General features: G+C 40.7%; 22 protein-coding genes, 4 tRNA genes and 1 pseudogene. 13 read left to right on the top strand and 14 right to left on the bottom strand.

The features are described 5' to 3' along the window. Nucleotides 1-173: 173 nt before the first annotated feature. Complete coding sequence (locus FTU65_RS14365; RefSeq protein WP_180008940.1) at nucleotides 174-596, bottom strand: hypothetical protein; 423 nt, start codon at nucleotides 594-596, stop codon at nucleotides 174-176. Nucleotides 597-697: 101 nt separating this feature from the next. After that, nucleotides 698-1,540 carry a 16S rRNA (cytidine(1402)-2'-O)-methyltransferase gene (gene rsmI / locus FTU65_RS14360; protein ID WP_180066968.1) on the bottom strand — a complete coding sequence of 281 codons (843 nt, stop codon included), beginning with the start codon at nucleotides 1,538-1,540 and terminating at the stop codon, nucleotides 698-700. Nucleotides 1,541-1,550: 10 nt separating this feature from the next. On the opposite strand from rsmI, the gene FTU65_RS14355 reads away from it, so the two are divergent. Genes FTU65_RS14355 through FTU65_RS14340 form a run of 4 tightly spaced genes read left to right on the top strand, consistent with a single transcriptional unit; the run spans nucleotide 1,551 to nucleotide 4,606 of the window. Further along, the gene (locus tag FTU65_RS14355) at nucleotides 1,551-2,495 is read left to right on the top strand and encodes a penicillin-binding protein activator (RefSeq protein WP_180066966.1); all 945 of its coding nucleotides are present in this window, start codon (nucleotides 1,551-1,553) and stop codon (nucleotides 2,493-2,495) included. Between the two features lie 46 nt (nucleotides 2,496-2,541). Then, complete coding sequence (locus FTU65_RS14350) at nucleotides 2,542-2,949, top strand: YraN family protein (RefSeq protein ID WP_180066970.1); 408 nt, start codon at nucleotides 2,542-2,544, stop codon at nucleotides 2,947-2,949. Nucleotides 2,950-3,009: 60 nt separating this feature from the next. Then, nucleotides 3,010-3,708, top strand: coding sequence for a BON domain-containing protein (locus FTU65_RS14345; protein ID WP_078192932.1), 699 nt, complete (start codon nucleotides 3,010-3,012; stop codon nucleotides 3,706-3,708). Nucleotides 3,709-3,733: 25 nt separating this feature from the next. Further along, the gene (locus tag FTU65_RS14340; RefSeq protein WP_180066964.1) at nucleotides 3,734-4,606 is read left to right on the top strand and encodes an alpha/beta hydrolase; all 873 of its coding nucleotides are present in this window, start codon (nucleotides 3,734-3,736) and stop codon (nucleotides 4,604-4,606) included. Between the two features lie 83 nt (nucleotides 4,607-4,689). On the opposite strand, the gene nudC is transcribed toward FTU65_RS14340, so the two are convergent. From nudC to dnaQ, 3 genes are all read right to left on the bottom strand, one after another. Continuing rightward, nucleotides 4,690-5,463: an NAD(+) diphosphatase gene (gene nudC / locus FTU65_RS14335; RefSeq protein WP_180066962.1), complete on the bottom strand. Its 774-nt coding sequence runs from the start codon at nucleotides 5,461-5,463 to the stop codon at nucleotides 4,690-4,692. Further along, the gene (locus FTU65_RS14330; protein WP_180065948.1) at nucleotides 5,463-7,109 is read right to left on the bottom strand and encodes a chemotaxis protein; all 1,647 of its coding nucleotides are present in this window, start codon (nucleotides 7,107-7,109) and stop codon (nucleotides 5,463-5,465) included. The genes nudC and FTU65_RS14330 overlap by 1 nt, the downstream gene beginning before the upstream one ends. A 128-nt stretch (nucleotides 7,110-7,237) precedes the next feature. Continuing rightward, nucleotides 7,238-8,737: a DNA polymerase III subunit epsilon gene (dnaQ, locus tag FTU65_RS14325; protein ID WP_180065950.1), complete on the bottom strand. Its 1,500-nt coding sequence runs from the start codon at nucleotides 8,735-8,737 to the stop codon at nucleotides 7,238-7,240. 206 nt (nucleotides 8,738-8,943) lie between these two features. On the opposite strand from dnaQ, the gene FTU65_RS14320 reads away from it, so the two are divergent. The 7 genes from FTU65_RS14320 (at nucleotide 8,944) to FTU65_RS14290 (ending at nucleotide 19,876) form a co-directional block, all read left to right on the top strand. Then, complete coding sequence (locus FTU65_RS14320) at nucleotides 8,944-12,270, top strand: LysM peptidoglycan-binding domain-containing protein (RefSeq protein WP_180012002.1); 3,327 nt, start codon at nucleotides 8,944-8,946, stop codon at nucleotides 12,268-12,270. A gap of 26 nt (nucleotides 12,271-12,296) precedes the next feature. Further along, on the top strand, nucleotides 12,297-14,141 hold the full coding sequence (locus FTU65_RS14315) for an extracellular solute-binding protein (protein WP_180012019.1): 1,845 nt from the start codon (nucleotides 12,297-12,299) through the stop codon (nucleotides 14,139-14,141). Between the two features lie 33 nt (nucleotides 14,142-14,174). Further along, nucleotides 14,175-15,242 (top strand): microcin C ABC transporter permease YejB, encoded by a 1,068-nt coding sequence (locus tag FTU65_RS14310; protein ID WP_180008291.1) that lies wholly within the window; start codon nucleotides 14,175-14,177, stop codon nucleotides 15,240-15,242. Next, nucleotides 15,242-16,255: an ABC transporter permease gene (locus FTU65_RS14305; RefSeq protein WP_180012004.1), complete on the top strand. Its 1,014-nt coding sequence runs from the start codon at nucleotides 15,242-15,244 to the stop codon at nucleotides 16,253-16,255. Before FTU65_RS14310 ends, FTU65_RS14305 begins: the two co-directional genes overlap by 1 nt. Next, entirely contained in the window at nucleotides 16,230-17,831 is a 1,602-nt protein-coding gene (locus tag FTU65_RS14300; protein WP_180065966.1) for an ABC transporter ATP-binding protein, read from the top strand. The genes FTU65_RS14305 and FTU65_RS14300 overlap by 26 nt, the downstream gene beginning before the upstream one ends. Nucleotides 17,832-17,943: 112 nt before the next feature. Then, on the top strand, nucleotides 17,944-19,188 hold the full coding sequence (locus FTU65_RS14295) for an NADH:flavin oxidoreductase/NADH oxidase family protein (protein WP_180065954.1): 1,245 nt from the start codon (nucleotides 17,944-17,946) through the stop codon (nucleotides 19,186-19,188). Nucleotides 19,189-19,276: 88 nt separating this feature from the next. Continuing rightward, complete coding sequence (locus FTU65_RS14290) at nucleotides 19,277-19,876, top strand: YiiX family permuted papain-like enzyme (RefSeq protein WP_180066960.1); 600 nt, start codon at nucleotides 19,277-19,279, stop codon at nucleotides 19,874-19,876. 66 nt (nucleotides 19,877-19,942) lie between these two features. Here FTU65_RS14290 and FTU65_RS14285 read toward each other — a convergent pair. From FTU65_RS14285 to FTU65_RS14260, 6 genes are all read right to left on the bottom strand, one after another. Continuing rightward, nucleotides 19,943-20,018 (bottom strand) — tRNA-Glu (locus FTU65_RS14285). A 58-nt stretch (nucleotides 20,019-20,076) separates the two neighbouring features. After that, a tRNA-Glu gene (locus FTU65_RS14280) sits at nucleotides 20,077-20,152 on the bottom strand. Nucleotides 20,153-20,176: 24 nt separating this feature from the next. After that, nucleotides 20,177-20,252 (bottom strand) — tRNA-Glu (locus tag FTU65_RS14275). 132 nt (nucleotides 20,253-20,384) lie between these two features. Further along, complete coding sequence (locus tag FTU65_RS14270; RefSeq protein WP_180065958.1) at nucleotides 20,385-21,290, bottom strand: alpha/beta fold hydrolase; 906 nt, start codon at nucleotides 21,288-21,290, stop codon at nucleotides 20,385-20,387. 112 nt (nucleotides 21,291-21,402) lie between these two features. Further along, nucleotides 21,403-22,821 (bottom strand): amino acid permease, encoded by a 1,419-nt coding sequence (locus FTU65_RS14265; protein WP_180065960.1) that lies wholly within the window; start codon nucleotides 22,819-22,821, stop codon nucleotides 21,403-21,405. Between the two features lie 123 nt (nucleotides 22,822-22,944). Continuing rightward, nucleotides 22,945-23,020 (bottom strand) — tRNA-Glu (locus FTU65_RS14260). A gap of 106 nt (nucleotides 23,021-23,126) precedes the next feature. Between FTU65_RS14260 and FTU65_RS14255 the strand changes: the two genes are divergently transcribed. Then, complete coding sequence (locus FTU65_RS14255) at nucleotides 23,127-23,819, top strand: hypothetical protein (protein WP_180065962.1); 693 nt, start codon at nucleotides 23,127-23,129, stop codon at nucleotides 23,817-23,819. Nucleotides 23,820-23,975: 156 nt separating this feature from the next. Here FTU65_RS14255 and FTU65_RS14250 read toward each other — a convergent pair whose 3' ends face one another. From FTU65_RS14250 to FTU65_RS14240, 3 genes are all read right to left on the bottom strand, one after another. Further along, nucleotides 23,976-25,403 carry an amino acid permease gene (locus tag FTU65_RS14250; protein ID WP_180012015.1) on the bottom strand — a complete coding sequence of 476 codons (1,428 nt, stop codon included), beginning with the start codon at nucleotides 25,401-25,403 and terminating at the stop codon, nucleotides 23,976-23,978. 128 nt (nucleotides 25,404-25,531) lie between these two features. Next, the gene (locus FTU65_RS14245; protein WP_168379378.1) at nucleotides 25,532-25,684 is read right to left on the bottom strand and encodes a hypothetical protein; all 153 of its coding nucleotides are present in this window, start codon (nucleotides 25,682-25,684) and stop codon (nucleotides 25,532-25,534) included. Nucleotides 25,685-25,749: 65 nt separating this feature from the next. Beyond that, nucleotides 25,750-26,286: a hypothetical protein gene (locus FTU65_RS14240; protein ID WP_180065964.1), complete on the bottom strand. Its 537-nt coding sequence runs from the start codon at nucleotides 26,284-26,286 to the stop codon at nucleotides 25,750-25,752. A gap of 115 nt (nucleotides 26,287-26,401) precedes the next feature. Between FTU65_RS14240 and FTU65_RS16485 the strand changes: the two are divergent. Then, a pseudogene (locus FTU65_RS16485) lies at nucleotides 26,402-26,466 on the top strand (helix-turn-helix domain-containing protein); the annotation flags it as partial.

Genomic DNA, 26,466 nt, shown 5'->3' with positions numbered 1-26,466 from the left:
TCCAGATTTAAATCCAATAGAAAATATGTGGTCACGAGTCAAGGCGATTCGAACTAAGTTTAGAGTTAAAGATATTGATAAATTATTTAAAGATTACTGTAATGATTTATTTGGTATTTAGCTATAGCATGTTTGCTCAAGAAGTTAAGTCGTTAATAAGATGTGAAGTCGCTTCAAGCCGTCTTTGGCTTCATATATTTACGACTGATCGCGTAAATAGGATAGAACACAAAATGCAGTAAAAGCAAAAACATACAATTAATAATAAATGCAGCAATATACGGCGGTGCATGCATGGCCGCCACAGCAGCGACAAAAGATTGAAAAAGTAATACCGCACTCAAAACGACATAAGCCCAATAGCGATGCCTATCCCAAAATTGGCTCAGTTTCAGTAAATTACCGACTACAAAATAGAGGGAACAATATCCACAGACCATCGCAATCGCGCTATGATCGGCCGTCATTTGCTCGCCACTAATATAGTGCGGATAGGGTTGAATGCCAGTAAAAATAATATGTACAAGGGCCGTGAGCCAAACCAGATTAAAGAGAATGAACACCAGCGGTTTTTTGACAGACAGATTTATGGACATGTTATAAGCAACTTTTTTCATTCTATTTAAATTATTGTAAGGAATAGCTTATGGAACCCGTAGGTTCCATAAGCGGTTCAAATTAAAAGAAAAAATTAAGCTTAATCGTTCGCTTGGGTTAACTCTAAAGCACGTTGATAGGCCACTTTCTTTTTAATCCCAGTTAAATCTACAGCCAATTGAGAGGCAGCTTTAACGGATAAATCTTGAAGTAAACGTGTTAGCAATTTGTCTAACTTTTCTTGCTCTAGGTCTTTTTCTTCGGTCGCACCACCAATTACCAAAACGATTTCGCCTTTTTGCTGATTGTGATCAGATTCGACAAAATGAACCAACTCACCCAAAGACATTTTTTTAATGGTTTCAAATGTTTTGGTAATTTCACGTGCAAAGCCTACAGGACGATCGGCACCAAAGACATTCGACATATCTTTTAGGCAATCCACAATACGGTGCGGCGCTTCATAAATAATCATGGTTTGAGTTTCGTCTTTCAGTTTTTCGAGTGCTAAAAGACGTTGTGACTGTTTAGAAGGTAAAAAGCCTTCGAAACTAAAACGGTCACTGGGTAGGCCGACAGCACTGAGAGCTGCAATGGCAGCACAGGCACCCGGCACAGGAATGACACGAATATTTTTTTCTTGTGCAGCACGAACCAGTTTAAAGCCAGGGTCACTGATTAATGGCGTGCCTGCATCACTGATCAGCGCCATATTTTCACCTTTTTCTAGGCGTTCAATGAGCTGGTCTATTTTGTTGCTTTCGTTATGGTCGTGACAAGCAGTTAAAGGCGTATTGATACTAAAATGTTTAAGTAATTGTGCGGAAGTTCGTGTATCCTCGGCGGCAATAATTTTAACCGACTTCAATACCTCAATTGCACGATAACTAATATCATCTAAGTGCCCGATTGGAGTTGCAACAACAAATAACTGAGCACTCATAGGTTTCTCCATGTTGGATAATAAGAACAAAATTTTGGGTCTTTGCCTTTTAAGCAGTCTGTTTACTGCTGCACAGGCAGACGTCTTGGTCATTCTACCTGAATCTGGCCCTATGGCGCGAGCCGCATCCAGTATTAAGCAAGGTTTCAATAGCGCATATCAATCATCAGACTACAAAGTGCCCATTAAGTTTGTGGATTCAAATCAAAAGCAAATTGCAGCGATATTGAAGCAACAGGTCAATAAAAAAACTCAATTGGTGATTGGCCCTTTAGCACGCCAAGATGTTGAAGCACTTGTAAAAGCAAAGCCTAAAGTCCGCGTGTTGGCTTTAAATGAAACGACGAGCCAAATTCCAAACGTCTGGCAGTACAGTCTATCGAAACGTGATGATGCCTTAGCACTTCAAAAAGTCTTTGAAAAAGACAAGTTAGCGCAAGTGCTTGTTCTACGTCAGCCTGCAACAGAGGCAGAACATGAATTATTGCTCATGTCCTTAATCAGCCAAAGTTCAGTACCTATTCAAGTGGTTGAACAACTCCCAACGAAGCTAGACAAAAATCAAGGGGTGCTGTTGCTGGGCAATAATGAATGGTTAAACAGTCAAAAAAAACTACCCAAAACGAAACTATATAGCGTCGCCAATGCGATTGAAGCCACTAAGCCCATTCCTGTAGGGCTGAAATTTTGTGATGCACCTGCCTTACATGATGCGCGTTGGCCAGACCTGATCCGAGCTTATGAGGAAAATCCAGTAGATATGCCATATCAACGTCTTTTAGCTTTTGGTGGGGACACATGGCATATCGCAAAACAATATTTGCAAGAACCGAAATTAAAAAGCATTGAGTTTCAGGGACGAACAGGGCTAATCAAAATTAGTCAAAACAATATTCAGCGTGTTCCTCACTGCTATGAGCGAAGTAAAAAAGGCATCGTGGCGATCTCACTTTAGGGATGAAACGATGCAGCTAAACTTAGAGCAGATGAATTTGGGACAGATGAATCTGGGGCAGTGGGCAGAACGGCAAGCGCTGCGTTTGGTTGAGCAGCAAGGCTATGTACAAGTGCAACAGAATTATCATAGTCGTTATGGTGAAATTGATTTGATCGTCACACGTGGTCAAGAATTGGTGTTTATCGAAGTTAAAGCCCGTTCGAATACCCGTTATGCTCAAGCCGTTGAAAGTATTTCTATTCACAAACAACGTAAGATGATGAAGACTGCGTTGCATTTTTTAAATGAACAGTCACATTTTCAAAATTATTATTGTCGCTTTGATGCAATTTGTTTTGATTTTTATCAGCACTTTGCAAAAACACTACAGCAAGACTTTTCTAAATACCCGTATCATCAGCAATGGATTGAAAATGCTTTTACTTTTGATCAAGAGTTGATTAATCTTTGATAAAACAAACTGTGTAAACGCATAGAAAAATACGTGTGGAAATTTGAGGAGTCGTGCTGAGTGGTTAAGCGTATTGCAATAACGATGCTTTGTGTCGCAAGTTTATCTGGCTGTGCGAGTTTTATTTCGAATGGAACAGGATCAGCACCTGTAGGAACTGAAAGCGGCGCACGCTCATTGGGACAAGTTTTTATTGACTCTTCCATTGTTCGAACAGCAAAAATTAACTTATATAAATTAGATACTCGTTTTAAACAGTCACGTGTCAATATTGAAAGTTTTCATGGCAATGTCTTATTGACTGGGCAAGTGCCAGATAATCATTTAAAAGAATTGGCAGAAGAAAATGTCCGTTCAATGAGTGATGTCAAAACTGTACATAACTATATTACAGTGGGTAATCAGATCAGCTATAGCACCATCATGCAAGATACTGCGGTCACTGCGAATACCCGTGGTTTGATTATGAAAGCGCCTGTGGTATCTGACAGCAAAGTACACATTCATACTGAAGATGCTGTTCTTTATGTGATGGGCCGTTTAAACAGTGCGGAAATCACAGACTTAAATCAAATCTTGCAACAAGTGGGTAATGTAACGCGAATTGTCACTTTAATCGATAATATTGATCAGAACCCAAATCCACAGGCACGTTCAATTAACTCAAGTTACACCACACCTGCTGTAGGCAATGTGCAACCTGAAGTACAAACGCCTGTAGCGATAGATCCGGATGCTGTCGATCCAAATGCTCAATAAAATGTCGGAAAAGATGCTGTAAAATATGAATCAATGGTCTCTGCGGCTTCAGCAAAAAATGGATTTGGCTAAATCTTTATACCGAAATTTTCGGTTATATGATTTTGGCAGTTATGCATTAAATCGACTGACACCCAAACAAGGATATCATGTTCAAAACAATATCCCTTATGGTCTAAAAGCGCGCCATCGCCTAGATTTGTATCGCACGTCAGCACCTCGTCGGCAACGTCCACTCATCGTGTTTGTACATGGTGGAGCGTGGATGCATGGTGACAAAAAGGACTATGGATTCATTGGTGAGGCTTTTGCAAAAGAAGGTTTCGATGTTGCTGTCATCAATTACCATCTCGCACCTGAATATATTTTTCCGGCTTCAATTGATGACCTTAGCCTTGCATTAAACTATTTGACGCAGTCTCAGCATAAGTTGCAGATTGAAGTGGAAAATGTGGTGTTAATGGGACATTCGGCAGGGGCATTTAATGTCATGTCTGCACTGTATCATCCGACACCTTATCAGCTACAAGTGAAAGAGAATATTCGTGCAATCGTGGGTTTGGCAGGGCCATATCATTTTGATTATAAAGGTGATCCGATTTGTGCAGATGCCTTTGATCAAAATGTACCGTATCAACAAGTGATGCCATATTATTTTGTTGAGCACAATCAAGTGAAGCATTATCTATTCACTGCGGATAAAGACAATATCGTTGCCTATAGCAATAGTGAAGATTTAGATCGTCGATTAAAAGCCTCAGGCAACCACAGTCAGTTGATTCAAATCCCACGTGTTGGGCACATCACGATGATTGGTTCAGTTTCGAGTCTATTTAGTCGCTTCTTTAAAACCAAAGCTGAAATCATGCGTGTACTCGATGAAATTAGTCCACCTTAATGTTTGTGGTTAAATGATTGAGAATAAAAAGCCGCCAAGTATGGCGGTTTTTTATTGACTGATTTTTTATTAAAAATAGCTGCTTATAACCATGCTTCGGTGTCATCTGCAACCGCAGAACCATGGATGACATGCATAATCATCGAATGGGCGATACTTCCTTTGAAAGGAATTTCTGGTAATGCATCAAATTTAAAGAATGCCGCATCACTGATTTCTTCTTCTTGTAACTGAAGTTCACCTGAAGCATATTCTGCTTTAAAGGCGATCATTAAATTACTTGGGAAGGGCCAAGGTTGGCTGGCTAAGTATTGAATATTTTTGACCTTTAAACCCACTTCTTCTTCAGTTTCACGACGAACCGCTTCTTCTAAAGTTTCACCGACTTCAACAAAACCCGCGATCAGTCCATACATGGCACGGACATTTTTTGCATTTTTTGCCAATAAGATTTCATCTTCACCACGGGTAATGACGGTAATGACACAAGGATTGACACGAGGGTATTGGTGATAACCGCAAGTGGGACAAACCATGGCGTATTCTGTGGCATGGACTTGAGTTGCTGTGCCGCAGTGGCTACAAAATTTATGATTACGACGCCATTCTAAGAGTTGAATAGCACGGCTGGCTTGTTCAAATTGTTGAACATTCCACAATTGTAGAAGCTGGCGAATAGGGATGAGTTGTAAGCCATCAGGAATAGGCTCATTTTCAAGTAGGTCACGGGCAATCACTCGATCACCCGTGCCAATATTTAAATCACTTGCGAGTTGCTCAACTTCGGGAAGTTGAAAGTTTTCATCGACCAGCAATTGCTGTTGTTTGAAGATATACGCAAGTGATAATTTAGACATTAGGCTGCTGCTGATTTCAGTTTTTCGCTACTGTCCAATGCTACCTTAAACATGCCCTGTAAAACAGGTTGTTTGTTCTTTAAATTGTCAATCAACATATCTGCGCTTGCCAATGAATCTAATGCTTGATTCACTTCATTTGCATCAATCGCTGTTGAAGATTCAACTCGTTTCACAATGAATTGAGCTGTTGAATTCAGCGCATTTTGAGCTGCATCTGCATTGAGGAACAACATTGCACCACCAATTTCACGGAATTGAGTTGCAGTCGCTTCAAGTTGTGTCAAATCTTGGTTTTGTAAATACTGAACCAAAGATTGGCTAGCAGCATCAATTAAAACCTTGGTCTCATTTAACAGGGCAGCGTGTGCTTCATCTAAACGATCGAGTGAAATATTCATATTATTCACACGAAGTTGTAAGCGGCTAGAAGTGTGATGACGCTCAAGCACACCAATCGAGTTCATGGCAGACAAGATATTGTTCATCAACTGCTGGGCAAAGCTTTCATCTTGTAAAATCTCAGCATTACCTAATGACGCAGCTTGACGCGACAGGTCGTTATACGCTTCATTTAAGTTCAAGACTTTGAAAATATTTGCCAATTCGTTCAATTTCGCTTGAAGTTCTTGGGTTTTTTCAGGCGTCATATTTTGATAGTTAAATTCAATATCATTACGAATTTGCGTCATTTCAGTCGTAACCAATTCACCAATGGTATGCATGGTTTCGAAGTCAGGACCATATAAATGACGACTGAAAACTTGCAATTGGGTGTCGGTAAGAAGGTCTTCACCGATATTTAACTTGCCACGAATATGATGAGAAATGTCATCTTCTTGGCTAATGCTTAGACTTAAGACATTGGCTAAATCAGAAATGGATGCTTTAAAGCGCTCAGTTCCTGCAAAATATTGAGCCATATTGCGTTCAATGCTTACCAAGGTACGTAAACGAGCATCGGTAATTAAGATTTGATCAATTTGATTAAACGCAACAAAAACCAAGTTCCAGTATTGTTTGCTTGGATGTTTGTCTGAAAGACCTGCTAAATACGTACCGACCAATTTAATCGCTTGCAAATCCAGCTCAGTTTCTTCTTGTTTAATCAATTTATTCAACGCCAACTTATACAGACGGTGAACGTATTTTGATTTTTCAAGTGCAGGAGCTTGAGGTAAGTCAAAGTCAGGAGTAATACAATCGAGTAGGGACTCAATGTGTTGGCCTTCCGACGTTAGAGGTTTACCCAAAGACAGTTCTAGACGATTAAGACTGTCCAGCAGGAACTGTGGAATTTTAACTTCACGTAGGCAGATAAATTCGATATAGCGTTTCAGCATGGTTGTGCCTTCGCTCAGTGCGATGACATCTTGGGTGTTAATTTGCGCAGGATTCCCCATGATCTTGCGCATTAACTCTGCTGAATATTGAGCGATTTTTGCCAAACTTGGCATATCAACTAAAGCTAGTACTTGAGCACATTGTTCAAATTGAATCAGTGCATCATCAATCCCGAAAGGTAAAGTTTGATCTTCAACTAAGGTGCTGACTGCTGATTCGACTAACTTGATTGAGTTATCAACCTCATTTTTTATTATCAGCAAAGCCGTTGGATCAAAATGGATAGAGGTTTGGTAAGACATGTATCTGCACCTTTCCTAGATGTTTTATCTTGTTTATTAACCGCCCCTTAAGGCGGTCCATGTTTATGGTTTTACTATAGCGTATGTAAGAATTGTTTATATACAAAAAGTAACACGAAATTTAGATTTTATTTCGCAAAAAGGCAAGGTGTACCATGTTTTTCTTCAAATTGTTTGACCCATGTCTCATGGGCTTCAAGTTCATCTGCGGAAGGTAAAATCACTGGTAATTCTATTTCAACAGCGGCGCGGGTTTGCGAACCATCTTCATTTTGCGAGTGGGTCAGGGCATCGATATCAAAGGATACCTGACCACCCGTCATTGCTAGGTATACGTCAGACAGAATTTCCGCATCGAGTAAGGCACCATGGAAGGTACGGTCACGTTGTGGAATTTCGTAACGACGCACTAATGCATCGAGTGAGTTTTTCTGGCCTGGATGCTTGGCTTTGGCCATAGCCAAGGTATCGGTGACTTCGCAAACTTCAGATAAGGCCACAAAACCGGCACGTTTGAACTCCATATCAAGGAAGTTCATATCGAAGGTTGCGTTATGCGCAATGATTTCTGCGCCTTTTAGATAGTCAAATAAGACATCAGCAATTTCAGCATACAGTGGTTTGTCTTTTAGAAAGTCATCACTGATTCCGTGAATATTTTCAGATTCACCGACAGGTTTTTGCGGGTTGATATAAATATGAATTGAGCTACCGGTCAGTTTGCGGTTAATCATTTCCACCGCACCGACTTCAATAATACGGTCGCCATCTTGGAAATAGAAACCTGTGGTTTCCGTATCTAAAATTAATTGTCGTGGGCCAGATACATCGACGGTTGCTGGTGTAATGACAATCATTGGATGGATTTCAGCAGCTTGCTTAGACTGTGTAGGAGCAGCTTCATTCAACGTTGAAGCCGTGTCAGTTGCTTGTTGTTCTATCGTAATGTCATCAATTTGCTCTGCATTGATCGCCGTCTCGGCATACATTTCAAGTGGCGGAGTATTTTCTAGCTGCTGAGCAATTGAAGCTTCCTGAATTGAAGCGTCAACAATACTTTCATTTGCAATCGTAGCTTCTTCAGAGATTTCTTCTTCATCGTCGCTATCAGCAAATTCGAGTCCAAAAGGATCGTTTAACAGCCAGTCAGGTTCAGCTTTTTTTTTAGGTGCTTCAGCTGTAGTTGCTGCTGCTTGTTTGATGTGTTCGAGGGTTTTTTCTGCGCCTAGATTGGCCAATTGATCGGCCATTTCATTTCCCGGATGGCCTGCATGCCCTTTAATCCAGTTCCATTCAATTTCCCGACCCTGACAAGTTGCATCCAGTAATTTCCACAGATCTGGATTTTTAACATCTTTCCAGTTTTTCTTTTTCCAACCATGAATCCACTCGGTAATGCCTTGTTTGACATAGTTGGAGTCTGTCCAAATGATCAGTTTTGCATCGGACGGACAATGTTGAATGCCTTCAATTGCGGCAGTCAATTCCATACGGTTATTGGTGGTTTCAGCTTCACCACCGCAGAGTTTTTCTTCTCCAGTTTCACGGATGATATACGCCCCCCAACCCCCTAAGCCAGGGTTGCCTTTACATGCACCATCAACATAAAGCGTGATTGTTTGAGACATAAATCAAATCCGGAGAAAAACAAGCATTCAGAACCGTATATTGTATAACGCAAATGACAGAGAGAAATCCATTTCTGGCGATTTTTTTAATTTCTTGTAACATTTATACTGAAATAGCGTTAAATTAACGCCTTGTGTCTGTGTTCTGCTTCACTACAATGGCATATCTAAAAAATAAATTTTATATGAGTTGTCTGGATTTTTTTATGTATAAATCAACTGCGACTGTCTGGCAGCCTACGTTACCACAAATTTTTAAATTTACAGTCTTGGGTTCTGCGCTCGCAGCTCTTGGTCTGACGGGCTGTTCTTCATCGCAAACGACTAAGCAGAACTCAGCAAGTAAACAAGTTGGCTCAAACTTTCTCGATGCCAATAGTTTAGATTCACTCGAAGATTTACTTTCTGCAACAGACATGCGTGCCGTAGAAGGCGATCGCCTTTTAGTACTGAAGCATGGTGATGTCTGGAAGCGTATGACTGTGGGTTTCAAAATGGATTTGAACCACTGGGATACGCGAATTGAAGCGCAGCGTGGTTGGTTTATTTCACGTCAACCGTATATTGACCGTTTAAGTGCGCGTGCGTCCCGTTATTTATATCACACGGTTAAAGAAGCAGAACGTCGTGGTTTGCCGACTGAGTTGGCGTTATTGCCAGTGATTGAAAGTTCTTATGACCCAGCAGCAACTTCAAGTGCTGCCGCAGCAGGTTTATGGCAGTTTATTCCAAGTACTGGACGTATTTACGGCTTAAAACAAACCTCAATGTATGATGGTCGTCGTGACGTAGTTGAATCTACGCGTGCAGCTTATGAGTTTTTAGGTGCGCTACATAACCAGTTCGGTTCGTGGGAATTGGCTTTGGCTTCTTATAATGCAGGGCCGGGGCGTATTCAACAAGCGATTAACCGTAACCGTGCAGCAGGTTTGCCAACCGATTATTGGTCGTTAAAACTGCCACAAGAAACCATGAACTATGTCCCACGTTTCTTGGCTGTTGCTCAAATTATTAAAAATCCAAGTGCTTATGGCGTAAGTTTACCGCCAATTGCTAACCGTCCACATTTTCGTGAAGTGGCTGTAGGGCCTGCAAATTTAAATGAAATTGCATCTATTACTGGTTTAAGTCGTGCAGAACTTTATGCACTAAACCCGGGTCATCGTGGCGATGTGATTGATAGCAGCAGCCCAATGCGGATTTTAATTCCTGCGGATGTGAGTCCATCAGTCGATGCACGTTTGAAAAAATTACAATCAGGTGGTTCATCAGGTTATTGGGCAAGTAATTCAACTTATAACTTACCAAAAAATAATGTTGAAATAACACCGTCACGTGTTACTCCGCCGGAATTAAATAGTAAAACTATTCAGCCCGCTAAAGTGACGCCACCTACGCTTAAAACACAGCCGACAGTGACAGCTTCTGCCAAACCACCTGTAGTCGCTACAACGGTAACGCCGAGTGTTCCATCAGGAACGAAAGGCAAAACGCCAATAGGATCATCTGCTTTGGCTGCATTTGCATCGAATAGTGATATTCCAAGTGCGCCGCGTATTCCAGTCGCTGTAACACCTTCGACGCCTGTGAAAGCCGTATCTGTCGAGCCACCACTCAGCGCAAATGAGCGTGAGCAAATCATGGCGGCTATTAAAGCTGAAGGTGAGACCAAAACAGTCGATGAGGTATTAAAACCAGTAGCGACTAAAGCAGAACAAGAAGAAGTCGTTCAGGAAATTAAAGCTATTGCGCCGAAAGGCACTGAAATTGTCGATCCTTATGATGGCAAGATTAAGTTGACTGCGATTCAGACCAGCCAGTCGATTGCAGATCAACAAGGTAAAGAACTGACCAAAGGGTTCTCTTACCCGAAAAGCGTGGCTGAAAATACAGGTGCAGATTCCGAAGAAGCCAAACGCAACCAAGGTAAAAATGTCATTCGTACAGATTCTGAAATTGTAGTTGTACCACCTAAAGGTAAACGCAGTACTTATACAGTTTTGGCGGGCGACACATTAGCGTTGATCGCGATGAAAAATGGCGTGAATTGGCGTGATATTGCAGCTTGGAACCAAATTTCGCCAGATTCGACCTTGTATGTCGGTACGACCATCTATTTATATGATGCGAAACCGATTGTGCAAAATAATGAAGAATCGAAAGCTAAGCCTATCGCAGATAGCTATGTGGTGAAAGCAAATGACAGTCTTACAGCTGTTGCGAGTCAATTTGGTTTAAGTACGAAGCAGCTTGCAGACTACAATGGTTTAACCACCACGAGTGGTTTATATGTTGGACAGAAATTATCCCTAAAAGAAACGCCTGCATCGAAAGCAAAATTGGAAGCTGATAAGAAAGCCGCTCAAGTTGTCGAAAAACCTGCAAAAGTTCAAACCAAATCCTACACGGTAAAACGTGGTGAATATCTAAAACTCATTGCAGATCGTTATGCGCTGTCAAATCAAGAGTTGGCAGATTTAACAACTGGCTTAACGGCTGGCAGTAGCTTGATGGTGGGGCAAAAAATTAATGTGCCATTACAAGCTGTAGCAGAAGTTGAGAAGCTCGAAAGCAAAGTCGTGAATCGCATTGAAAATGTCAAAGTTGATCCTGCGTATAAAGTTGAAAGCTATAAAGTGCAGCGTGGTGATACGCTTTACAGCATTGCGACGCAGTCAAAAATCAGTTTGTCAGAATTGGCGAGTCTAAATGATATGTCGGTAAATAGTGGGCTGATGGCTGGGCAAAGCATTAAAGTTCCTGCAAGTTCAACTGTTCCGGATACATATGTGGTGCAGTCTGGCGATACACTGACAGGCATTGCTAGTCGCTATGATTTAGGCATGGACTATGTCGCAAATTTAAATGGTATAGAGCGTAGTTCTGGTCTACGCGTTGGGCAGAAATTAAAATTAACAGGTGATGTCGCACCGGTTAAAGTAGAAACCAAAGCTGAGGCGACCAAAATTGAAAGCAAAACCAATACACGAACGAATTCCGTTGATGCGACCGATATTCATGTGGTGAAATCAGGTGAAACATTGGGTGTGATTGCGAAGAAATATCATCTTCAATTACGTTATTTAGCTGAATTAAATGGCCTAAATACCAATAGTGCGATTCGTGTAGGGCAGCGTTTAAAAGTAGATGGTGAACTACCTGCTGATGTAGCTAGTAAAGCAACTGAAACCAAAAAAACGGAAGCTAAATCCTCTACGAGCAATGTGAAACCAACAAATACTGAAAGCTATACTGTGAAATCAGGCGAGTCTTTAAATTCGATTGCTAGTCGGACAGGTTTAACTGTGGCAGCATTGGCTGAATTAAATAACTTGAACCCGCGTGCAGGACTGCGTGTCGGTCAAAATTTACAAGTCCCTAAAACTATTAGTGAATACCGTATTAAACGCGGCGATACGCTGATTGGTTTGGCAAGTCGCTATGGACTTGATACATCAAAACTCGCTGAAATGAATGATATGCAACCGTCTGCTCAGTTACGTATTGGTGACGTGATTAAAGTACCGAATTAAGCAACGACTACAGGGAGTTGTCAGTGATGTTGGTGTCGTTCAAATCAGCACATCAAGCTATTGGGATTTGTGTGCTTACTCTGTTCGGTCAAAGTGTGTGGTCTGCGATACAGACCACGCCTTATATTGCGATTCATAGCACACCCAAATATGACTCTGTCAAAGTCATGCCTTATGCCAATGCTTCTGCACCCAAAGGTGGATATTTAAGTACTTCATCAAATGGGACATTTGACAATTTAAACAGTATGAATGGTAAGGGCAGTGCGGCTGAGGGGGTAAATTATTTATTTGACTCCCTTATGGATAGCTCTTTAGATGAACCTGGCGTGATGTATCCATTATTAGCTGAGAAGGTAACGTTCGACCCCGATCATACGAATTTTGTCATTTATCACTTAAATCCAAAAGCACGATTTAGTGATGGTTCAGAACTCACTGCTGAAGATGTTAAATTTAGTTTTGATACTTTTCAGACCAAGTCAAACCCAGGTTTACAAATGTATTTGGCAGATTTAGATAAAACCCAAGTGTTATCTAAATATGAAGTCAAAATGACCTTTAAGTCGGGTAATAACGCTGAAATGCCATTAATATTGGCGCAAATGCCGATTTATTCCAAAAAAGATTGGGCAAAAAAAGATTTTACTAAAATTACTATGCAGCCGATTTTAGGTTCTGGCCCGTATTTACTTGATCGAATTGATTCTGGCCGTAGTATTAGTTTTAAGCGCAATCCTAATTATTGGGGACGTGATTTAGTGATTAATCGCGGACGATATAATTTTGATCATTTGAAATATGTCTATTACCGAAATTTAGATGTTGCTTTTGAAGGCTTTAAGTCTGGCCAATATACTTTGCATGAGGAATTTACAGCACGAAAATGGGTGACGGAATATAAGTTTCCGTCCATCACTGTAGGAATGGTGGTGAAGTATCGTGATAAGCATGAAAATCCAATTGCAACTCAAAGTTTTGTATTTAATACGCGTCGATCGCCGTTTAATGATATTCGTTTTCGACAAGCTTTAACCTATGCTTATGATTTTGAATGGCAAAATAAAGCTCTGTTTTATGGTCAATACCAGCGCCTACAAAGCTATTTTTCAAATAGTGAGTTAGAAGCTAAAGGGGTACCCTCAGATGCTGAAATGCAAATTTTAAAACCATTGTTAACGAAATTAACCCCTTTAGAGCGTAAAGGGGTGTTATCCAACTGGAAATATCCCGTTTCGGATGCTAGTGGATTTAATCGAAATAATTTATTGACTGCTCGTCAGCTATTAATAAATGCTGGTTATCGATTTAGAAATGGTCAATTATTAGACCGACATGGTCAAGCCATTCGTATTGAATTTCTCATTCACCAAGATGGCTTACAGCGAACATTAATGCCTTTTGTGCGCAATATGAAACGTTTAGGTGTGACTGTAAACATTCGCCAAGTGGACGTGCCTCAATATATAGAACGGATGCGTTCGAAAGACTTTGATATGACAACAAATGTTATGCCACAGTCGCTCAATCCGGGTAATGAGCAAGCGCAATTTTGGGGAAGTGCATCGGCAGATCAGCCTGGCAATTACAACTATGCTGGCATTAAAAGTCCGATCATTGATGAAGTCATACAACAGGTGATTCGGGCACCAAATCGTGAACAATTGGTGGTGCGTACCAAAGTATTGGATCGATTATTAAGAGCTGGGTATTATCAAATTCCAACCTATGGTAAAGGTGAAAAATGGTTTGCGTATTGGAATATGTATCAACAGCCAAAAGTAAAACCAAAATTATCAACAGGTATTGATTATTGGTGGAGTAATGAAGCGCAATCGAAAAAAGTTGCAAACTATTTGCGCCAACAATAAATACTAATGAATGACAGGGAATGTTAAAGCAACATGGGCACATATATTTTAAAAAGATTGCTCCTGATTATTCCAACATTGTTTTTCATTTTACTGATTAACTTTGTCGTGATTCAGATTGCACCGGGAGGACCTGTTGAACAAGCCATACAGCAAGCTGAGTCCTTTCAAGGTATGGGAAACACAGGTGGTGGTGAAACTGCGACGACAGGCAGTAAATACCAAGGTGCTAAAGGCCTCAGTGAAGAAATGGTGGCAAAAATCGAAGCGCAATATGGTTTCGATAAACCATTATTCGAACGTTTTTGGCTCATGTTAAAGGGCTATGTGACGCTAGATTTTGGTACCAGTTTCTTTAAAGATAAGCCTGTGACCCAGCTACTTTGGGAAAAGCTGCCTGTATCCTTATCCCTTGGCTTATGGAGTACCTTGCTGATCTATATGGTGTCTATTCCATTAGGCATTAAAAAAGCCCGTCAACATGGTCTGTTATTTGATAAAAGTACGTCTATTTTATTGGCTATCGGCTATGCCATTCCTGCTTTCGCCTTCGCCATTTTACTCATTGTCTTTTTTGCAGGTGGTTCATATTTTCAGTGGTTCCCTCTACAAGGTTTAGTTTCAGAGAATTTTACTGAGTTAAGTGTGTTTGGCAAAATTGCAGATTATTTTTGGCATATGGCGTTGCCTTTGTTTGCTATGGTAATTGGTGGTTTTGCAGGCTTAACTTATCTGACCAAATACTCTTTTATGGAAGAACTGAATAAGCAATATGTTCTTGCTGCTCGTTCTAAAGGTTTGACCGAATCACGTGTGCTGTATGGGCATGTATTTCGTAATGCAATGCTCATTGTCATTGCTGGTCTACCAGAAGCCTTGATTGGCATCTTCTTTGTGGGAAATCTATTTATTGAAATTATTTTCAATCTAGATGGTCTGGGATTGTTGGGGTTTGAAGCCATTGTACAGCGTGATTATCCAGTCATTTTCGGTACCTTGTTTATTTTTACCTTGATGGGGCTGATCTTAAGATTAATCAGCGATGTCATGTATCAAATGATTGATCCACGAATTAATTTTGATTCGCAGGGGGCAAAATAATGTCTCCGATCATGCAAGCGCGATTTCAACGTTTTAAAGAAAATAAATTAGGCTTTACATGCTTTATTAGCTTTGCCTTGATTTTTATGTTGTCCCTAGCTGTCGAGTTTATTGCCAATGATAAACCGCTCTTGGTTAAATACGATGATTCTTTATATGTGCCCGTATTGAAAAGTTATCCAGAAACCGCTTTCGGTGGGGTATTTGAAACTGAGGCAGATTATAAAGATCCTGTGGTGCAGCAACTGATAGAAGATAAAGGCTGGGCGGTTTGGCCACTGATTAAATTTTCCTATCAAACACCGAATTTAGAACTGGCTGTGCCCGTACCATCTGCACCAACTGCACAAAATTGGCTCGGTACCGATGACCAAGGGCGTGATGTGCTCGCACGTATTTTATATGGATTACGTGTGTCGCTCCTGTTTGGTTTTGCATTAACTTTTGCTTCAGCCATATTGGGCATCATCGTTGGGGCGATACAGGGCTATTATGGTGGGTGGATAGACCTCATTGGTCAACGAATTTTAGAAGTTTGGGGTGGGCTCCCGATGCTATTCATGGTGATGATTTTGGTCAGCATGTTTACGCCGAGTGTGTATTGGCTCTTTGTCATTATGCTGTTGTTTGGCTGGCCCACTTTAGTCGGCTTGGTTCGTGCAGAGTTTTTGCGTGCTCGTAATTTTGATTATGTACGTGCAGCACGGAGTCTTGGTGTTACAGATAGCACCATTATGTTTCGGCATATCTTACCAAATGCGATGAGTTCCAGTCTTTCACAGCTACCTTTCATGCTTACGGCAAATATTACTGCACTGACAGCCTTGGATTTCTTAGGGTATGGCTTACCGCCTGATGCAGCATCCTTAGGTGAGTTATTGCTTCAAGGGAAAAACAATCTGAATGCACCATGGCTAGCCTTATCGGGGTTTTTTACCTTAGCGATCGTGCTGTCTTTATTGATTTACATTGGGGAGGCGACACGTGATGCATTCGATCCTAGACGTCAATAATCATCAAGTTAATGTACCTCCCATCATGTTAGCGGTTGAACATTTACATATTTCACATGCAGCACAGGTCTTGGTTGAAGACCTGAATTTTAATTTGCATGCAGGTGAAACTTTAGCGATTGTTGGAGAAAGCGGCTCAGGCAAATCGATTAGCAGCCTAGCTATACTCGGTTTGTTGTCGAGTGATCTGCAGGTCACAGGCAGCGTCAGCCTGAATGGACAGAATATTCTTGGACTGAGTCCTGAGCAACACCGAAACATTCGTGGACAGAAAATTGCCATGATTTTTCAAGAGCCGATGACGGCCTTAAATCCCTTACATCGGGTTGAAAAGATTGTTGGTGAGTCACTGTTGTTACAGGGATGGTCGAAGGCAAAAACTCGGCAGCGGGTTATAGAATTATTAAATGATGTCGGTATTCCTGATGCTGAAGATAAGTTACGGCGCTATCCACATGAATTATCAGGCGGGCAGCGACAACGTGTCATGATTGCCATGGCATTGGCCTTAGATCCTGATATTTTAATCGCTGATGAGCCAACCACGGCTTTAGATGTCACTTTGCAAGCGCAAATCTTAAATTTATTAAAGTCGCTACAACAGCAGCGTAATATGGCGATGATATTAATTAGCCATGACCTGAATTTGGTCAAGCGCTATGCTGAACATGTGATTGTGATGAATCGTGGACAAGTGGTGGAGCAAGGTGGTGTTCAGGAAATTTTTGAGCAGCCGAAGCAGGCGTATACCAAAAATTTATTAGACCATGATTTTGGTTCAGCAATACAGGTTTCGCAAACGCAGACACTTTTAGAATTACGCCAGTTAGGAGTGAAGTTCCCAGTCAAACAAGGCTTATTGAACCGCATTAAAAATTATGTCGTTGCGGTAGAAGCTTTGGATTTAACAGTGGCTGAAGGTGAGTCGATTGGTATTGTTGGAGAGAGTGGTTCAGGCAAAAGCTCTTTAGCACTGGCTATTGCTCGGCTCATAGAAAGTGATGGTGAAATTATGTTAAATCAACACGCCATCCATCAACTTTCAGAAAAACAGCTCAGACCTTTACGTCGTGAATTTCAAATTGTCTTTCAAGATCCATTCAGTAGTTTAAATCCACGGCTCAATGTAGAGCAAACCATTGGCGAAGGTCTGGCCTTACAGCATTTATCTGCAAATGAAATTGCACAGCGTATAGATGAAGCTTTGCAGAAAGTCGAATTAGCCAGCTCATTTAAGCAGCATTATCCACATGAGTTATCGGGTGGGCAACGACAGCGAGTTGCCTTGGCACGTGCGCTGGTTTTACGTCCTAAATTATTGATACTCGATGAACCCACATCGGCGCTTGATCGGACGACACAAAAAGCCATCGTGAAGCTATTACGGCGTTTGCAGCAAGAATTTAATATGAGTTATTTATTTATCAGTCATGATTTACACGTGGTCAAAGCCCTGTGTCAAAAAGTGTTGGTACTGCGACATGCCAAAGTCATGGAGTTTCAAGACACTGAAGATCTATTTGCACGACCACAAACGGACTATACCCGTAAATTAATTGAAGCCAGCCAATACTAAAATCAAAGCTATGGATATTTTGACATGTGTCATTGTCAAAATATCCTTGACCTTTAGAAAATAATAATTAGAGTAAATACTCAGGACTTATTATTTCATTTTGGACATTGCCATGAGCCATTTAGCTGAAAGCTTTAAAATTCGTAATACCACATTTAAAAATCGCATCATTAAAGGTGCAATGAGCGAAGCATTGGCCAATACCGCAGGCCAACCCAATCACTTACATTTTGGGTTATATGAAGCTTGGGCGAAGGGTGGTTTAGGCTGCGCCATTACCGGTAATGTCATGGTGGATTTTTGTGCTAAAAATGAGCCGGGGGTTGTGGTCGCTGAAACTGAGCGAGATTTAGCACAGTTAACACAGTGGGCTGAGTTAGGTAAGAAGCACGGCATGGTGCAATTGGTTCAACTTTCACATCCGGGCCGTCAATGTCCTAAAGGTTTAAATAAGGAAACGGTTGCGCCGTCCGCTGTACCATTTAGTCCGATGTTAGCTACAACTTTTGGAACACCGCGCGAACTTCGTGAAGATGAAATTTTAGATATCATTCAGCGTTTTGCACGTGCCGCACACATTTGTGAAAAGGCAGGCTTCGAAGGCGTGCAATTGCATGGTGCGCATGGTTATTTAATTAGTCAGTTTTTGTCGCCATTGACCAATAAACGTCAAGATCAGTGGGGCGGCTCAAATGAAAATCGCATGCGCTTTTTGCTTGAAATCTACAAGGCAGTTCGTGCAGCGACGACAGATGATTTTATCATTTCGGTCAAACTCAACTCTGCTGATTTCCAACGGGGCGGAATTAGCGAAACAGATGTGATTGAGGTCTTTAAGGCAATCGATGCCGCAGGGATTGATATGATTGAAATCTCGGGCGGTTCCTATGAAGCGCCAGCGATGGCCGGTGCTAAAGCAGAAAAACGTAAAGCCAGTACCATTGCTCGTGAAGCGTATTTCCTCGATTTTGCGGACAATATCCGTAAAGAAGTGAAATGCGCGTTAATGGTTACCGGTGGGTTTAGAACCGTGCAAGGCATGAATGCTGCACTAGACAGTGGAGCTTGTGATTTTATTGGTATTGCACGTCCATTTGCTGTTGAAGTCGATTTGGCTTATCGTTTATTGGCGGGGCAGGATGTTCGTTATGGTGTGGACAAAATTAAAACTGGCATACCGATGATAGATAAAATGGCGATTATGGAAATTATTTGGTATGCCGCTCAGTTTAAATCGATTGGTGAAGGAAAACAGCCAAATCCTAAACTTTCACCGTTAAAAGTGTTTTTTAAATATCTTAAAGGAAATTTAACAGCGGTCATTAAAGGGCAAGTCAATTCACGTAAGTCGGCTTAGTGGCACATTGATTGACGAGAATGAGGGCAATCAGCGTACATCCATGTTATGGTTGCCTTCATTCATATCAATATTACTTACAATAAAAATGTCTAAAATTTTAATATTAACGGTCATTCTTTCGGGGCTCAGTTCTGCCCTCTATGCTCAGTCTACATTTCAGACGGGAGATATTATTTTTCATATCTCAAAGTCACAGCAAAGTTTAAGCATTCAAAAGGCCACACATTCGCCCTATAGTCACATGGGCATGATCGTAAATAAAAATAACCAAACGTGGGTGCTTGAAGCCATTCAACCTGTGCAATATACCGCTTTAAATCAATGGATCGCACGTGGGGAAAATGCTCACTATGTGGTGAAAAGGCTCAAACACCCCTTAAATGTGCCGCAGAAAACGAAGCTGGTACAACATGCAGAAAAGTACTTGGGCAAACCTTATGATATTTATTTTGAATGGGATGACCGTGCAATTTACTGTTCTGAAATTGTTTGGAAAGCTTATCAGCATGCTTTGGGAATCGAACTTTCTCCATTACAACAACTGAAACAATTTGATTTAAAACAAAATGAAGTGCAGCGTCTAATGCGGCAGCGCTATGGTCAAAATATTCCGCTAAATGAGCATGTGATTGCCCCTAAGGCCATTTATGATTCAAAACTTTTAAAAGAAATATTTAGAAATTAAGGCAATAAAAAAGCCCAAGTCACAATGCTTGAGCTTTTTAATGAGTGGTTAAAACCAACTCGAATATGGCGTCCCTACGGGGATTCGAACCCCGGTTACCGCCGTGAAAGGGCGATGTCCTAGGCCTCTAGACGATAGGGACAGTACAGAAAGCAAATTTTAAAACCGTTTATTTCAGTCTAAGTTTTTAGACTAAATAATGGCGTCCCTACGGGGATTCGAACCCCGGTTACCGCCGTGAAAGGGCGATGTCCTAGGCCTCTAGACGATAGGGACTTAATAAAATGTACTTCTGAAAATTGGCGTCCCTACGGGGATTCGAACCCCGGTTACCGCCGTGAAAGGGCGATGTCCTAGGCCTCTAGACGATAGGGACGTTTCAGAGGTGGGCGTATATTAGGGTGAAAATCGGGGGGTGTCAAACGCTTTTCTATAAATAAATTCAGTTTTTGTTGTTGAGTGCATAAAATTAAAACAATTTGCTAAAAATGTTTGAAAAATACATTATTTATGTCGATTTTTTCAACACTTGTAAGATTGCAGCAATAACTTCTGGATGCGTTAAATATCCTGCAATAACGTGTGGGTGTTCAATCGATGTCTGAATTTGCTGGTTAATAATGGCGGGTTGAAAATCAAATGGTGCCTGACTCAGTGGAAAAGCGCTGAGAAAATCATCATGTGAATAAAAGTTTAACCAATCGCCTGAAATTGCATCAGGCCGCTGTAAAGGCTGAGGTAAGTGGGCTTGGATGACACGAAAAGCCAAAGGTGAGCCCAAGGTGATAAAGCGCTGTATGTTGAGTTCAGGATGTAACAGTAAAAAATGATACGCAATCACGCTACCTAGCGAATGTGCAATCAACAGGGTGGGTTTCGTTTGATGTAATTGCTCATGCAGACGAGTATGAACTGCCTGAATAAAGTGTGGATTGGATAAATAGAGATAAGTTTCGACCAAAAATTTATGCAAAAGTGTGGCATGTAATTTTGGGAAATAATTCATTAAAACTGCAAAATCGCGTAGCGCAAGATCTTTGCCGAGTGCGGTGATCGATTTGAATGACTGGCTCAATCCAATAGCATCATTGAGGGTGATGTCAGGTAGATTATTTTGTACAGCGTGATGCTCAAATACTTTTGGTGATTTTTCTGGGAGTTCAGTGCGATGGATAAACGGAAAATGTGGCCACGTTTGAGGTGTCAAGGTGCTGGCTTGAAGCATATTCTGCAAATGATAACGCGTGAGTAAGTCTCCATAAAAAGGCATGCGCATATGGTGCTGTATATACGATAAAAAAGTCTCTTGATGGCTTTGCTTTAAGCCTTGAGACAACAGTGCAAGCCAATGCTGTTCGAGCGAACGTGCAGTTTGTTGCTGTTGATTCATGCTATGGATAAAGATGATCTGCATATTGCACCTCATCGACGGACCAGTTTTTATTCTACTTTTATTAAAATATAGCCATAAAAAAAGAGCAACCGAAGTTACTCTTTTATCGTGTTTGGTGGTATGACAACGCAGATCAATCTTTGTTGTGATACAAGGTGTAGTAGCTGATATAACACGCCACAATGAAGATCATACAGCAGATAAAGCCAGTTAACATTTCTGGGTCAAATACCATACTAATACAGGTAATAAGACAGAATACAAAACCGAGTATCGGCACAATTGGGAAGAGTGGTGCAGCAAAAGCTAAATCTTTTGCAGTTTTACCTTCTTTATACCACTGACGGCGGAAGTTGAATTGGCTTAAACAAATACTCATCCATACCACCACCATGGTAAATGCCGCGACACCTAACAAGTTTTTGAAGATGGTTTCTGGAGCGAATTGTTCAGACAGTAAGCCTGGCATACCACCGATCATGGTCACAATCACGGCAACATAAGGAATACCGCGCGAGTTCACTTTAGAGAACACCGCAGGTAATTGCTTACTATAGGACAATGACCACATCATTCGAGATGCAGCAAATAAACCAGAGTTAGCAGCAGAAAGTAGGGCTGTGATAATCACAAAGCGGATGATGTCTTCTGCATAAGGAATACCAATGTGCTGGAATACTGTTACGAAAGGTGAACTACTTACACCTTCGGCAGATAAGCCGGCTTCTTGGTGTGGCAATAATGCAGTAATAACAACAATGGTACCTACAAAGAAAATCAACAAGCGGAAAATCGCCGTGTTAATGGCTTTAGGTACATTTTTCGCTGGATCTTTGGTTTCACCCGCAGCAACACCAATCAGTTCAGTACCTGAGAATGCAAAGTTCACAATCAACATTGTAGCGAAGATTGGGAACAAGCCTTCAGGGAACCAACCTTGTGTAGTGAGGTTGCTAAACAGTGGTGCAGCTTCATAGCCTCGATAGCCTAAAACACCAAAAATGGCCAATAGACCTAAAATAATAAAGGCAACAACGGTAATCACTTTGACTAAGGCTAGCCAAAATTCAGATTCAGCAAACCATTTGGTTGAAATCATATTCAGGCAGAATACAAAAGCACCAAAGATTAAAGTCCACATCCACATAGAGCTGTCTGGGAACCATTCCTGCATTAAAAGTGCAGCAGCAGTAAATTCAGTTCCTAGCGTTACTGACCATGTCAGCCAATACAGCCAAGTGATGGTATAACCCGTACCCGGTCCGATATAGCGTTTAGCATAAGCGCCAAATGAACCAGATTCTGGCATATGTACAGCGAGCTCGCCTAAGCAAAGCATCACCATATAGGCGATAATACCGCCTAAAAAATACGAAATAATGGCACCTACAGGCCCCGTTTGTGCAATGACTTCACCCGAACCAAGAAATAAACCAGTACCGATTGCGCCGCCAAGCGAAATCATCACCAGATGTCGAGTACTCATAGCGCGTTTTAACGGCGCAGAATTGCCCTGATGCGAAGCATCATTCGGAGAATGTGATGACTGCATAGAGAAAAAGGAGAATCAAATAATGAAGCGAGTAATTGTAGAGAAGAATGCAATGATGATGCAATCAATTAATATAAATTATAGATAAATAAACTTTAAGTTTGTCAGAGCTGACAGAAAAATTGGCGTCCCTACGGGGACTCGAACCCCGGTTACCGCCGTGAAAGGGCGATGTCCTAGGCCTCTAGACGATAGGGACGTTTTGAGGTGGGTGTATAGTACATAGCCCATCTATATTTGTCAAAATAGAGTTTCATTGTTATATTCTAAATGTATATAAATGAAACAAAAACAGAATTTTTTTAATGAAAAATAATTTTAATGAGTTTATTTCTGGAATTTTATTTGAAATCAATCAATTTAATGTGGGCAAAGTCCATGAAAGATTCTATATAGTTTTATTTAATTATTTGCATTGGTTTGAAATTTATACAAATAATTTTTCTTCGTATATTAGTAAATCAGAGTTTGAAAGAATTATTGATGAACTTTTATTTAGGGATTTAGATGGGGAAAGTAGAATTACGTATAATCACCTCAAATCTTTAGATGATTCTCATTATTTTTTAGATATCCAGAGCTTTTTTAAATTATATTTAATCTTAAAGGTTCGAAGATATCAGTTGTCTAGTGATGATGTAGAACTTGAAAAATTAGAAAAAAAATTGGATGTATGTTTTGAGCCAATGTTGTGGAGTAAAGACAAACAAAATTTATTGGTTATTAATCGTGATTTTCCTGAATTTAAAAAACAGATGAATTCAAGTCGGGTGCTTTTGCCACTTTCATTAATAGTTTTTAACTTTACTTTTGTTGAATTAATATCTAATACAAGTTTGAGAGTATCTATCCAAATATTTCTAGCAATAGTAGCTGCGTGTCTTTTAGCTAATGTTTCTAAAGGTGCAAAATCCGAAAAGGACTCATTGGAGTTGAAAGTATGGGATTATATCTTGGTGTTGAGCGAGAATAAAAATTCATTAACGAAAAGCAGTTGAACGATTTCCTTAAATTATAGTCTGTACAGTGGTTTTTGTGGATTAAACTGCTCCCACAAATCATTTTTGAATTTATATGGAAACCCTAATTTTTCTCTCATAGGGAAGAGAAATAGTTTCATAAAAAAAGGTGGCTAATGAGCCACCTTAACTATTTTATTTATCGTGATATAACCAATAATAACCTGCATAACACGCCGCCATAAAGATCAGACAGCCAATAAAGCCTGAAAGCATTTCAGGATCTGCAGCCATACTTAAACCTGTTGCGGTACAGCAGACAAAGCCAAGAATTGGAACCAGCGGGAACCATGGTGTACGGAATTTAAGTTCTGACACGCTATGACCTTGTTTCAGCCATTGGCGACGGAAGTTAAATTGACTCCAGCAAATACTCATCCACACGATCACCATGGTGAAGGCAGCAACCCCCATCAAGTTCTTGAAGATGACATCTGCGCCAAATTGTTCTGACAATAGACCTGGTAAACCACCGATCATAGTGACCAATACAGCAATATAAGGCACACCAGTTTTGCTTAATTTGCCGAAAGCACTTGGTAATTGTTTTTGTGCAGACAGTGCCCACATCATACGCGATGCAGCATATAAACCAGAGTTAGCTGTAGACAGTAAAGCCGTAATAATGACGAAACGAATTAAGTCTTCTGCATAGGGAATGCCCATCAGGTTAAATACGGAAACGAATGGACTACTACTTAATCCGCCATGTCCACCAACATTTAAACCTGCATCGGTATAGGTCAACAGGGAACTGATGACGATAATAGTGCCGACAAAGAAAATGATTAAGCGCCATACCGCAGCATGAATGGCTTTAGGCACATTCTTTTCAGGGTTTTCAGTTTCACCTGCAGCGATACCAATCATCTCCGTACCATTAAAGGCAAAGTTCACGATCAATAGCGTGGCAAACAGTGGGAACAAACCATTTGGCAGCCAACCATGTTCAGTCAAATTGTGGAACATTGGAGCTGATTCATAGCCTTGGAAAGGCACGAAACCAAAGATGCAGGCAAAACCAAGGATGATGAAAATCAACACTGTTGCAACTTTCACCATGGATAACCAAAATTCTGACTCTGCGAATGCACGTGTAGAGCTTAAATTAGAGATCAGTACGCCAGCTGCAAAGATCAGTGTCCATAGCCAAATAGAGGTTTGTGGAAACCACTCCTGCATCAAAATAGCCGCCGCAGTAAATTCTGTACCTAAGGTGGCAGACCAGCCCAACCAGTACATCCAAGACACCATATAGCCGGTACCCGGGCCAATATAATTTGTCGCAAAAGCACCAAAAGAACCAGAAACAGGTAGATGTACGGCAAGTTCACCCAAACAAAGCATGACCATGTAGGCAATCAAACCGCCAATAATATAGGCAAGAACAGCGCCTAAAGGCCCAGCTTGTGAAATAACTTCACCTGAACCCATAAACAAACCAGTACCAATTGCACCACCAAGTGAGAGCATCACAAGGTGTCGAGTCGTCATCGCACGTTTAAGCGATGGACTTTTACCTTCAGCAGACGAGTGTTGCGAAGGTTCAGAGGGAGATTGCATAGTGAAATGAAAATTGAACGAAAGGTATATTTTATGATTGAATGCAGTGAAATGATTGATAAATCGAATTTTTCTTATAATGTGATAATGCTGATCTAAAATTTGAATCTTTAGCGCTGACCATTGGATTAATGGTCAGGAGTTTGATACTCAGCTTCAGAAGTTGCAGGTACTTGAGTTTGTTCAGCTACAGGGGCTTTGTTGTCATCGCGGCTCACAATATACAGATAGAGTGCAGATGGAAATAAGATGGCTAAAACCAAGAGCAACTTTTTAAACATAGGGTGTTCTTACATCAAAATAGATCAAGCTGAAGTATAAACAAAACCAGTCAGGCTGTAATTAATTAAAGTTTACGGTTTTTCTGTTCTAGATTGGACAGGATGACTTGGTAAATGTCAGGGTAGTGTTGTTTAAAGTTCCGTTGTTGCATGATCGTGATGGTTGATGCATTTGGCTCGACACCCAGTTTTAAAATTTTTTGGGTTAAAGCGAGTTGAGGGGAGCGACCATCAAAATGTGTATTTAGTAAGTTACCATCGGTATATTTTACTGTGAGTCCGATATTCAGGAGATAATCAAAAACATCAGGCAAACCAAAACCGGCAGCTTTGTAGAGTAAATTATATGTTTCTGCACGATAGCCACGGCCGTATGTTTGATGTGTTTTTAATAATCCTAATGCATTATAAAATTCTAACTTGGCAATAATTTCTTGTTCATTAATAGAACCATCGCCATTTTTTAAAGTCCTATCGATGGTATTAAAAGTGACATCGTTTGAACTAGGTTTGCAATCAGCAGCAATCAGTCGCTTTATATCTTGAAGTGGAAGTATAAAATGTGCTGTGTCACACATTTTTTTAACTTCTTTATTTTTCATTTTACTGCTTTGAATATTTTTATTTTCAAATTCCTGCACTATGGCTGACCAACCATAAGTTGACAAAAATAACTAATCATGCGAAAAGGTTTTTTTAGTTAACAGATGTTCACACATGCCTCGGATTGTTTCTGTACCACTTAGTTTAGAACAGCGAGAACGACTCATTTTTCTGGCCAA

The organism is Acinetobacter sp. YH12129 (genome assembly GCF_013418685.1).
Taxonomy (GTDB): Bacteria; Pseudomonadota; Gammaproteobacteria; order Pseudomonadales; family Moraxellaceae; genus Acinetobacter; species Acinetobacter amyesii.
Note: the sequence above shows the minus strand (reverse complement) of the source record. Positions and strands in the feature narration are given on the sequence as shown.